Consider the following 12,379-nt stretch of genomic DNA (forward strand, 5'->3'; position numbering starts at 1 on the left):
TTAAGAGTAATATAAATCGTCAACGTTTGATTTTAAGAATCTCCATGTTGCAATAATGGTACTTAGAACGGTGATAAAAATCCCTATTCCAATCACCAGCAGCATCAGCCAGAAATACTGCTGATTATCCTGTGCGAATGCCTGCCCGATCTGGTTGGTGAAGTAATACCACACCCCAAATAAAGCCAAAAGACCTATGAATGCTCCGATAGCACCTAAAACAACAGCTTCAATGATGAAGGGCTTAAGAATAAATCTTCTTTTAGCTCCCACCAGCTGCATGGTTTTAATAATAAATCTCTTTGAAAATATTTTAAGACGAATAGAGTTATTGATCAACACAACCGCCAATACTAAAAACAGTAGGGAAAATCCGAGAATCCATTTTAATATTCTGCTTAGGTTATTATAAACATCTACCATCAAAGTACTGTCATTCTTAACATCCATAATACCGGGAACAGATTTGATGACTTTTATTGCCTCATCAATCTTTGCAGGATCTACATATTCCGGCTTTAAAGCAATTTCAATGGATGAAGGGAAGATATTCTCTTCAAACAAGGCATCACTATCAATCCCCATACTTTTTTTGGCTTCCTTAGCAGCCATAGCTCTTGAAATATAGGTTGCTTTTTTTACAGGAGCTAACATCTGTACTTTTTTAAAAGTTTCGTCCTCTAGTTTTGCAATTTTGATAGAGTCTTTAGCGTCATAGTTATCGTCAAAGTAGGCGTTCACCACCAATTGTTCTTTGATATAGTCGGAATACTTTTGGGCATTAATTAAAATAAGCCCCATTAATCCCAACAAAAATAGCACTAAAGCAATACTTATTACTACTGTAATATTGCTGGATCGAAGCCTTTTCTTATTAAATTCATCTACAGATTTAGCCATTAATATTAAAATTTTTGGCTAAAATAGAAAAAAACTTCCGAAATTTGGGACGAAAATGAGAAAATCATTGTTAATAAAATCATAAAAAACTTTGAGTGTAAAAGCAAAAAAACATCTTGGTCAGCACTTCCTGACAGATGAAAATATCGCAAGAAAAATCGTAGAAGGTCTTAGTTTTGAGAACTATAATAATATTATGGAAGTAGGCCCCGGAATGGGAGTCCTTACCAAATATCTTCTTGAAAAAGATCAGAACATCTATCTTGCAGAGATCGATACGGAATCTATTGAATACTTGAAAAACAACTATTCTACGGTTACAGAAAATACTTTTGTAGGAGATTTTCTGAAACAGGATTTTAATTTTATCAAAGATGAGCAGATCGCGATCATAGGAAACTTTCCTTATAATATTTCGTCACAGATATTATTCAAGATTATAGATTACTATGAGCTGGTTCCTGAAATGGTGGGAATGTTCCAGAAAGAAGTTGCTGAAAGAACAGCTGCCGTTCCGAGAACTAAGGATTACGGTATCTTATCTGTCCTGATACAGGCGTATTATGATGTATCCTATATGTTTACAGTTCATGAGAACGTCTTTAATCCGCCTCCAAAAGTAAAATCGGGGGTTATCAGAATTACAAGAAATCCGAAGGAAGGATTGGCCGGCAATGAGGTTCTGTTTAAACAGATTGTAAAAGCAGGGTTCAACCAAAGAAGGAAGAAACTTTCGAATGCTTTGAAAGTATTAAATATTCCTGAAGCTTTAAAAGGTCATGAGTTTTTAGACAAAAGAGCGGAAGAGCTGAGTGTAATGGATTTTATACATTTTGCTGATCTTTGGAAAAATAACCAATAAGTAATTTATAAACACAAAACTCTCTATAGGAGTATTTTTGTTTGTAATAAAGAAAAATAGACTGTCTGTTATATGGCAGTCTATTTTTGTACATTATTAATGCATTGGCTTAAAACAAAACCGGCTGTCTCAAAAAAAGAAACAGCCGGTTTATTATTATACATTATCAATTTTAATTTCTGTTCTTCAACATAATCCATCCTGACCAGTTCATCTGGGCTTTTGATCTTGGGTATTCAAAATTAAATTTATACCAATATGTTGCTGTAGGTAATCTCTTGCCTCCTACTGTTCCGTCCCAAATTGGAGTTTCTTTTGAGAATCTGAACATCTCTACTCCATATCTGTCATAGATAGAGCCTGTAAAGTTTTTAAAATCTCCAAGCGCTTTAAGGTCCAGCACATCATTTACTCCGTCATCATTTGGAGTAATAATATTATTGATCTGAAGGGTAAAGAAGTCAAGACTTCCCACACAATGAGTTCCTACTCTTCTTACTAAAGCAGTATAGTTTGTATTATCCAAAAGATTGGTAAATACGTTCGAGGCCTGCCATGAAATTCCGTTATCAATTGAATATTCCAAAGTACTTGGCAAATTATTCATCGGAGGGTTTTCTACAGTAAAAGTTACTGTTTTCTTTATACTTTCATAGTTCAATGCAGTAAAAAATGGAGTAGCTGCTCCCATTACTTTAGCCTCAAAGATTTTTTTACAAATCCCGTTATCTATTTCTACTGAGTAAATTCCCCATTGGTCTACCTCTATTTTTTGTGTAGTTGCGCCCGTGCTCCAAAGGTATTTATAGCCGGTTCCTGCCCCTGCATCAAGAGTTACTTTATCTCCCACGCACATCTCAACATCTTTTAAAGGTGAAGTGATTTCAGGAGTGACTTCTATTCTGATCGTTGCCGGGTTCAAAGATTTGCATCCTTTTGCTCCAATTGCATATACTGTAAATACAGTAGTCTGATAGAGCGTAACCGTCTGCATATTGCCCGTTCCCATGAAATTGCTCCACAGATAGGTGTCTCCACCGTCCGCTGTCAGGGTAACAGATTCTCCCGGACATATTTTTATTCTGGAAGATTTCACAGTAGCCGTTGGCGTTGTTTCCTTCAGCAGCTTCAGTTCAACCATTTTGCTGCAGAAACCTCCATTTGAAACCACAACATATAGAATCTGTCCATCGTTACCATTATAGTTTAATGGAGTCTGGATATAATTATTGTTCTGTGCAATAGCATCAGCCTGATCGACATAGAATTTAAAGATAGCTCCCGGAGTTGGGCTTATAGAAGATGTTATTGTACTTAAGTCAAAAGTGGTAATATCAGGTGTAGTACACAATAACAATGTGGCATCCTGTGCCTGTGGCGTTGTTCCCCCATGAATCTGTATGGAAGCTTTACCCGGACATGGATTTCCAGGAACACTTACTTCAATAGTATAGGTTCCCGGCTGTAATGCTGTAATTGTATTCGTTGTAGCATTAGGTACCGGAGCTCCGTTATAAAACCATTGGTAAACTAAATTCGGATCATTCACTGAAGCTGTGATCACCTGAGGTACATTGTCACATACATTGATATCTGTGGGTAATTTAGCTCCTGCAGGATCTAAAAGATCTACTCCAATATTGAAAGATCCTCCTTCCAAGAATACTGCTGAATCATAACTATGGTCACTATAATCTGCGATAACCATTTTAAAGTGGTATTGCTGTCCTGCCACTACCGTTGCAGTAGCGGTAAGCGGAACTGTTCTTCCGTTAAAATTTGTTTCAACATTGGCTGTATTATATCCTCCAAAATACTGTTCATTCACAGCACCACAAGATGATCCTATCGCCGGGTGAATATTGGTAATACTTACCGGTCCTGCTCCATTGGGAAGCACCGCCATATTTATATAGGGTCCACCCGAAGTAGGTCTAAGTAATATCGCAAAAGCATCTGCAAAGGTACAAGGGAATGATCCTGTGTATTCTTCGGATGCAATTAAATAATTAAATTTAATCTGAGAAGTAGTAGGAACGAAATCAAATTCCAAAAGTACGGCATCATTCAATCTGTTTTCTACAACACCGATTACCTGTGCTAAGTCAGGATCAGATCCTCCCCCGTTGACATCTCCCAAAGTACCGCTTTCAAAGGCATTACCTGCTCTTCTGGCAAATCCTGTAGAAAGTATAAGCCCATCTTTAAAGGGGAAATTGGTGGCTGCTTTATTAAAGTACCCCCATGCTCTGTCTGCTTCCGTAGGAGCATGATTAGGCGTAATTTTCACATTAGTCACATTCGGGGTCAGACAGGTATTGGTTCCAGAGGAGATCAATACGTCTTTTACCATCTTTTCTATACTGTAAGTGGTTTCCACATATGCGGGAGCATTCACGTCAATAAAAGCACCTGCTCTTCGCGACAGTACAGAAGCTTTTTCCTTTACAGGTTTTCTGGATGGCAGGGGTTGGTTTTGTGAAAATAGAAAAGTAGAGAACACGGTAAATAATAAACAAAGCGGTAGATATCTTGTCATAATATTTTTGTTTCAACAAATTTAATTTTTTTTTAAATATACCACACACATATTCATTATTTTTATAATAAAAAAACAAAAATACAAAACTCTTGCGACAAATCCCCATTACCCGGCACTAACCCCAACAAAATACAGATGACACAATATACTCTAAAACGTTCAACATTTGATAAAAAAAGAGAATATTTAGTAATAACTCATATTTTTCAATACAGCCATTTTTAAGTTGAAAATATCACAAAATTGAAATATCTAAACGTAAAAAATAAATAAAATCTCAATTTATAAAAAAAAGAACTCAACATCCTATCTTCTAATTTCTGATCACTCATAAAAGTATAATACTGGTAAAAACAAAAAAAATCTTTCAGGTGATGAAAGATTTTTTTTTGGTTTATTGTTCATTATTTAATTTCTATTTTTCAAAAGGATCCAGCCTGAACGCTGTTCCATTTTTTTACTGGCCGGATTCTCCCACTGTACTCTATACCAATAAGTACCTGTAGGCAGGTTTAAGCCTTTTAAAGATCCTCTCCATATGGCATCACCTTTTGAAGCCTTAAACACTTCTGCACCGTATCTGTCAAAAATGGAAGCTGCAAAATCTTTATATCCGCTGATTCCCGTAAAGTCTATGGTGTCATTTACCCCATCCATATTCGGAGTAATCGCATTACTGATGACAAATGTAAAATAGTCCAATGTGGTTCCACACTTCGCTCCTTTCACCCTTACCATCAGGCTGTACATTGTATTATTTAAAAGACCATAAAATATATTAGACGGCTGCCAGGTCAAACCTCCATCTATTGAATATTCTAAAATACCACCTGTAGGATTACTTGCTGTAACGGTAAGAACATGATTATCATAAACAACATTCGTAAATTGCGGCAGGTCCGGATTGATCAGCTGGGCTGAGAAAACTTTTGAACAAACCCCATTACTGATGGTCACAGAATACGTTCCCGGCAGGTTGGTGGTAATTGTCTGAGTAGTTGCTCCTGTATTCCATAAGTAAGTATAATTAGGTCCAGCTCCGGCATCCAGAGTTCCATTATCTCCGGAACAAACATAAACGTCTTTTATAGTAGAAACAATTGCGGGAACTACTTCAATGGTAATTGTAGCTGGATCCAGAGAACTACATCCGTTTCCTCCCAACGCGTATACAGAATAAGTTGTATTTACTGTAGGGCTCACAAGCTGAGTATTTCCATTTCCGGTAAGACCAATCCAATTGTACGTAATTCCTCCCGAAGCGGTAAGAGTTACTGATTCTCCTGCGCAGATTTTTGATTTCGAAGCTGCAATTCCGGCTACAGGCGGACCTACCTGAACGGTAACTGTTGCAGGCGTTGCCGATATACATCCATTAGCACCTACTGCATACACTGTGTATACTGTTGTATTCGTAGGTGAAACTACCTGGGTATTTCCATTTCCTGTAAGACCACCACCCCAATTATAAGTAGCTCCTCCCGAAGCAGTAAGAGTAACAGACTCCCCTACACATATACGAGGCTGTGATGATACCAATGCAGCAATTGGCGCTACTTTATCTTCCTGTACTGTTACTGTTGAAGTATAGGTACAGCTTAAGTTACCTGGTTGAGATATATTGGTTACCGTCAGTGTATAAGTTCCCCCGGCACTTACTACAGGGGTAAGCATATTAGCTCCAGAAATGATATTTCCTCCGGTAGTGGTCCACAAAATGGTAGAACCGGTTGGTATTACAGATGCAGAAGCATTGATTGTCACCTGAGGTGTTGTACAGGTAACCGTTTGCGGAGCTGCTACTGTGAGTGTAGTTTCAGCAGTTCTCAACAATTGTAAGGAAACCACATAGCTACAGCCTCCGTTGCTTACCAATACATATATCGTCTGATTTCCCGGTGGCGAATATGCTGTAGGATTGGCAATAGAGTTACCATTGGCAGCATTGGCATCTGCCTGATTAATATAATAAGTAAATGTTACTCCCGCAGCAGAAGTGATCTGAGTCTGTGCCTCTGTAAGATTATAAGCCAATCCCGGCTGATAACATTTATGTAATATTGCATTTTGTGCTGTAAAAGGCTCCGATACCTCGATCGTTATTGTACCGGGATTCTGAGACACGCATCCGTTAGCTCCTACAGCAGTTACGGTATAAGTAGTGGTGACAGTAGGTGATACAGTCTGTGTATTTCCAGTTCCCGGAAGCGCTGTCCAGGTATAGGTAACACCCCCTGAGGCAGTAAGTATCACCGAATCTCCTTTACATATCTTGATTTTGCTTGCTGTAAGCCCTGTAACCGGTGGAGCACTATCTCCTGTAACGATTACATTTCCCGCAGTGGTACAGCTAATGTTTCCTGGCTGATAGGTTTGGGTTATTGTTAAAGTATATGTTCCCGGCGCATTGATAACAGGATTTAAGGTAGTTCCTCCAGAAACAATATTCCCTCCTGCTGTAGTCCAGTTGAATGCAGCGCCTGCCGGATAAACCGAGGCCGAAGCATTCAGGGTGATCTGAGAATTAGCACAGGTTAACGCCACCGGGGGTACAATAGAAGCTGTCATCTGCGGTGCTTTTACAAGCTGCAGCTCTGCTACTTTTGAACAAAAACCGTTTCTGACTCTTACATATACTGTCTGGCCTCCCGCACTTGAATAGGCTGTAGGATTAGGAATTGTATTTGCATTTCCTGCCGTAGCATCTGCTAGTGTTGTATAATAAGAAAACACGGCACCTCCAGTAGTACTTATTGAGGTCTGTGCCAGTGGTAAATTAAAAATTGTATTTCCTGCTGTATAGCAAGCCGTCAGGGTCGCATTCTGTACAGTTGGCGATGTTCCACCAACTACTGTAACAGTAGCTTCTCCGGGACAGCTGTTTCCCGGAATATATACCTTAACTGTATAAACTCCCGGCTGTGTAGCGGTGTAGCTGGCATTGGTAGCTCCAGGAATAGGGTTAGTGCCTAAAAACCACTGATAAGTCACATTAGGTGCCTGAACAGAAGCAGTGAAAGTCTGCGGGGTATTATCACACATATTCACAGATGTAGGCAGCTGTACTCCGGAAGGGTCCAGAATCTTTACTCCAATATCAAATGATCCCGCTTCTAAGAATACTGCTGAGTCAAAATTGGGATCCTGATAATCAGCCAGTACAATCTTAAAATGATAGGTTTCTCCCGGGATAACAGCAGCCTTTGCTGTTAAAGGAATGGTACGCCCATTGAAATTGGTTTCAATCTGAGCGGTATTTGTTCCTCCATAATAGGCCTCATTCTTGGGTCCGCAGTTGTTGTAGGCAGGGTGAATATTGGTAACACTCACCGGGCCTGCCCCTCCGGGAAGCACCGCTAAATTGGTATAAGTAGGATCAGTTGATTTTTTTAATAATAAAGCAAATCCATCTGTGATCGTACATGGAAAGTTTTGCTGGTATTCTTTAGAGGCAAATAAATATCGAAACGTAACTTCTGTAGAAGCTGCAACAAAATCAAATTCTATAGAGGTAGCATTGGTCAGGTTAGAGTTAGCAATTCCCAACGCATTAGCCAGGTCTGTATCTCCTCCTGTGCCCAGGTCATCACTTAAAGCACTCTGGAAAACATTTCCTGCTTTGTTGGCATATCCGGTGGAAAGTATGATCCCTTTACTGAAAGGGAAATTGGTATTTGACTTATTAAAATATCCCCAGCTTCTGTTTTGATTACTGGCTGCCAGATTAGGAGACACCGTCACATTACTTACATTGGATGTAGCACAGCCTCCTCCTGATATAAGAACATCCTTTATCAGCTGAGTAATAGGATAACTGGATTCAGGATAGCTGAGTGCATTGACGTCTATAAAAGCTCCTGCTCTCAGAGAGGCAGCACCAGGCCTTTTAGCAACCTCTACTCTTTCTCTGTTCTGGGCAAAGAAAAAATTACTAATAAGAGCAAAAAATAACACTAAAAATAAACTTCCTATCCTCCTATTTAACATTTTATATTATTTTAAACAAAAATAGTATTTTTTTTGATTAAAATTCAACTTAACAGAATTTACATTATTACTAACGCAAATTTATTTATCGTAGAATATCAACTCTATTTATTCCTAAACAATAAAAAAAGACTGACAAAAATGCCAGTCTTTCAATTATAGTTTAAAATCACTCTATATTTTTAAGCAATATCCAGCCTGTTTTCACAGTAAGTTGTTTGCTGGCGGGATCTTCAAAGGTTACCTGATACCAATATGATGAGGTAGGAAGCTTTTTCCCCTGGAAATATCCATCCCAATAAGGCCTGATCTTCTCAGCTTTAAATACTTCTTTCCCATATCGGTCATAAACATTTCCGCTGAAATCTTTGTAATCTACAATCCCCCTGAAATCAATGATATCATTAATATTATCTCCATTTGGTGTAATTACATTTTTCATCACGAAGGTAAAGTATTCAAGGAAGCCTACACAACTTGTATATTTCACTCTTACTCTAATGGTAATGATCTTATTTTTAGGAACATTATTAAACACATTTGAAGACTGCCAGGTAACTCCATTATCCACAGAATATTCTAGTATCCCATTACTTGGATTACTAGCTGTAAGGATCATGGTTCCTTTATCATTATAATCAACTTTTGTCACTTCAGGGATAACAGCCTGAATGACCTGCGTTTTAAAGGCTTGTGAACAGACTCCGTTGCTTATTGTCACTGTATATTCTCCAGGTGTAGCTGCTGTAACAGTCTGTGTAGTTTCTCCTGTATTCCAGATATAAGTATAGTTCGGACCTGATCCTGCATCCAGAATGATCTTATCACCCAGACAGATATGGCCCCCTTTCAATGTAGAGACTATAGCCGGTACAACTTCAATTGTAATACGAACCGGTTGCAATGATTTACATCCCTGCGCTCCGATAGCATATACAGTATACGTTGTTGTTTTCGTTGGGCTTACTGTTCTTATCCCTCCGGTACTGGAGGTATCATTCCACTGATACGTTACTCCGCCCGAAGCGGTCAGTAGCGTTGATTCCCCAACACAAATTTTCAGTTTTGCGGCTGTAAGCTGCGCAACAGGGGTCTCTTCTTTTCTTAAAGTCAATGTTGCTATTTTACTACAAAATGCACCATTCGAAACAAGGACATACAGTATCTGACCGTCTGTTCCGTTATAAGTTGTAAGGTTGGTAATATTACTGTTATTTTGAGCCTGAGCATCCGCCTGGTTAGCATAAAAACGGAATACCGCTCCCTGGGTTGTACTGATCAGAGGTTTCGCGTCTTCTAAATTGAATGTACCCAGCGTAGGTGTGGTACAAAGCTTTAGTACAGCATCCTGTACAGTAGGACTTGTTCCTCCTACTACGGTAATAGTAGCCTCACTCGGGCACTGATTTCCCGGAACCATTACTTTTACCACATATACCCCCGGCTGATTGGCAATATAAACTGCACTTGTAGCTCCCGGAATCGCAACGCCGTCTTTATACCACTGGAAGGTCATTCCCGGAATCGGGGCCACCTGCGCTTTCAGCTGCTTGGGAGTATTGTCACACATATTGATACTACCAGGCAGGACAACGCCGCCTTCATCTACAATTTTAATTCCTACATCAAAAGATCCACCTTCTAAAAAAACAGCTGAGTCATGGGTTCTGTCTGTTGCATCTGCCAATACCATTTTGAAGTGATAGGTCTGTCCCGGAATTACATCGGCAACAGCCGTTAAAGGAATTGTTCTTCCAAAGTAATTAATTAGCACATGTGGATTACTCAAACCACCAAAAAAGGCAGCATTGATTGGTCCGCAAGAAAACCCATTTCCGGCGGGTACAATATTAGTAGCACTTACAGGCCCTGCTCCTCCGGGCAATATAGCAAGATTAGTATAAGTAGGGTCCCCTACTTTTTTCAGCAAAAGTGCAAACGCATCAGAATAACCACTGCATGGAAAGTTCGAGGTATATTCATCCGAAGCAAATATATAATTAAATTTTACCTGAGTAGAATTGGGAATGAAATCAAATTCCAGCGCTACGGCATCCAAAAGACCGGTTTGAGGATTGGTTGCGGCAACAAGGTCAGGATCACTTCCTGTTCCTACATTTCCCCCTACATCGGCTACATAGGTATTTCCCGCTTCAGAAGCATAACCTGTTGTGAGCACAATACCGTCATTAAAGGGAAAATTGGTGGTTCCTTTATTAAAATACCCCCAAAATCTATTAGCATTATCCACATCATGATTTGGGCTAACGGTAACATTCGTGACATTGGCTGTACTACAGCTGGTACCTCCGTTGATCAGAATATTTTTCACCAGCTGCTCCGCAGTGAAAGTAGAGGGTGCATAGGGAGGCACGTTAACATCTATAAAAGCTCCAGCTCTAAGACTGGCAGCAGAAGGTTTTATCCTTTGCGGTTTTCTGCCGGGCTTTGTTTGAGAAAATACAGATGCAGAAACCAATAAAAAGGAAAAAAGGAAAAAATAGTTTTTTATTCTATAATTAAACATTTTATTTTCATTTCTTCAAATGTAGCAATTTTATTCCTAATATTTCAATTAGCTGCCAGTTTTCCCCTTATTCAATATATATATTTACAATAAATGTATTTTATTTTTACACTTTTCATAAATTACCAGATAAAATTTTAGCATAAAAAAACAGATCTAAAAAATGATCTGCTTTTTCTGTTTTATTAAAATAATATATCTTTTTGAAATTCAATTTCTAGTTCTCATCTTTCTTCAACTGTTCAATTTCAGTCTTAAGCTGAATAATAATATCTTTCAAAGCTTTTATCTCGTTTTTATTTGAGCTTACATTACTTTTCAATATTACATTCTTAGCTCTTTCATTGTGATCTTCTTCCTCCTCTTCTTCGTTGATCTCTTCAATATCCTCGCTGATTTCTTCAATATCTTCCTGAATATCTTCAATATCTTCATTGATCTCCTCTATATCTTCGCTGATCTCTTCAATATCTTCACTGATTTCCTCAATATCCTCCTGAATATCTTCAATATCCTCCTGGATATCGTCAATTTTCTCGTGGCTTTTGTTCACAGACATCTGAATAAAGATCGCCAGATAAATAGCTTCCAGAGAAAGCACCGTGGTCAGAATCAGAAGCATTTTATCAAACTCCACAAGCTTCACCATAGGAAGCAGAAATGAAGTAAGAAAAAGAACTGTATGTACTATCAGAGACTGAATAGAACCAATCCATGAAGTAATACTATCAGCTATCTTTTCAAGAACTTCTGTTTTTTCGTTATATTTTTTCATCTTAATTCTATTTTTACAACAGTTCTTTGGTAACTCCTAATCCAAACAATGCAAAATCATATTTTGCAGGATCATTTTCATCGAATTTCCGAATGGCAGTATCCAGCTCTTCCACGGTTTTCCAGTCATTCTGTGTTCTTGAAACCAGTTCCAGTTTTCTGGAAATATTCCCTGTATGAACATCTAATGGAATAGACAGATATTTCTGATCTATATTTTGCCAGATTCCAAAATCCACTCCCCGCTTATCTTTACGAACCATCCACCTCAAAAACATAATAATTCTTTTGGCAGAAGAGTTTTTGTAGGGCGAACTGATATGTTTATGACTTCTGTGTTTTTCAGTTTCAAGAAAGCTGCTTCTGAATCTTTCTATTGCATGCAGAAAGTTAGCCTCCGATCCTTTTATTTCAAACAGGCTTTCCAGACTTTCATTCTCTTTGTAAATCCTGTTAAACTGCCTGATAAAATACGAAAAATCCTGCCCGTTAAAGGTCCTGTGAATACTTTTATCCCGAATATCATCTAAATCTTTTTCTGAGTAATGCAACACAAAATCATAGGGAGAATTGCCCATAATATCAAGCATTTTCTCTGCAGATTTGATAATTGACTTTCTGTTTCCCCAGGAAATAGTTGCTGCCAGAAAACCCGCAATTTCAATATCCTGTTTTAACGAAAAACGATGTGGAATCTGTATAGGGTCATTTTCAATAAAATCGGGAGCATTGTACTGGTCAGCCTTTTCGTCCAGAAAACTTCTTAACTCTTCAAATTTCAGCATAT

General features: G+C 38.5%; 7 protein-coding genes. 1 reads left to right on the plus strand and 6 read right to left on the minus strand.

Features of this window, described 5'->3' with window-relative positions:
• Positions 1-900: a cell division protein FtsX gene (locus AC27VX_RS07900; protein WP_236858114.1), complete on the minus strand. Its 900-nt coding sequence runs from the start codon at positions 898-900 to the stop codon at positions 1-3.
• Positions 901-991: 91 nt separating this feature from the next.
• On the opposite strand from AC27VX_RS07900, the gene rsmA reads away from it, so the two are divergent.
• Positions 992-1,762 (plus strand): 16S rRNA (adenine(1518)-N(6)/adenine(1519)-N(6))-dimethyltransferase RsmA, encoded by a 771-nt coding sequence (gene rsmA, locus AC27VX_RS07905; protein WP_488694912.1) that lies wholly within the window; start codon positions 992-994, stop codon positions 1,760-1,762.
• Positions 1,763-1,934: 172 nt separating this feature from the next.
• On the opposite strand, the gene AC27VX_RS07910 is transcribed toward rsmA, so the two are convergent.
• From AC27VX_RS07910 to AC27VX_RS07930, 5 genes are all read right to left on the minus strand, one after another.
• The gene (locus tag AC27VX_RS07910; RefSeq protein ID WP_488694914.1) at positions 1,935-4,301 is read right to left on the minus strand and encodes a choice-of-anchor L domain-containing protein; all 2,367 of its coding nucleotides are present in this window, start codon (positions 4,299-4,301) and stop codon (positions 1,935-1,937) included.
• A 411-nt stretch (positions 4,302-4,712) separates the two neighbouring features.
• On the minus strand, positions 4,713-8,291 hold the full coding sequence (locus AC27VX_RS07915) for a choice-of-anchor L domain-containing protein (RefSeq protein WP_488694916.1): 3,579 nt from the start codon (positions 8,289-8,291) through the stop codon (positions 4,713-4,715).
• Positions 8,292-8,460: 169 nt separating this feature from the next.
• Positions 8,461-10,818, minus strand: coding sequence for a choice-of-anchor L domain-containing protein (locus tag AC27VX_RS07920; RefSeq protein ID WP_488694918.1), 2,358 nt, complete (start codon positions 10,816-10,818; stop codon positions 8,461-8,463).
• 217 nt (positions 10,819-11,035) lie between these two features.
• The gene (locus AC27VX_RS07925) at positions 11,036-11,593 is read right to left on the minus strand and encodes a DUF1003 domain-containing protein (protein WP_236858109.1); all 558 of its coding nucleotides are present in this window, start codon (positions 11,591-11,593) and stop codon (positions 11,036-11,038) included.
• A gap of 13 nt (positions 11,594-11,606) precedes the next feature.
• Positions 11,607-12,377, minus strand: a complete 771-nt coding sequence (locus AC27VX_RS07930; RefSeq protein WP_410681031.1) for a TIGR02757 family protein — start codon at positions 12,375-12,377, stop codon at positions 11,607-11,609.
• Positions 12,378-12,379: the final 2 nt, after the last annotated feature.

Source organism: Chryseobacterium sp. 14P4.3.2 (genome assembly GCF_057799275.1).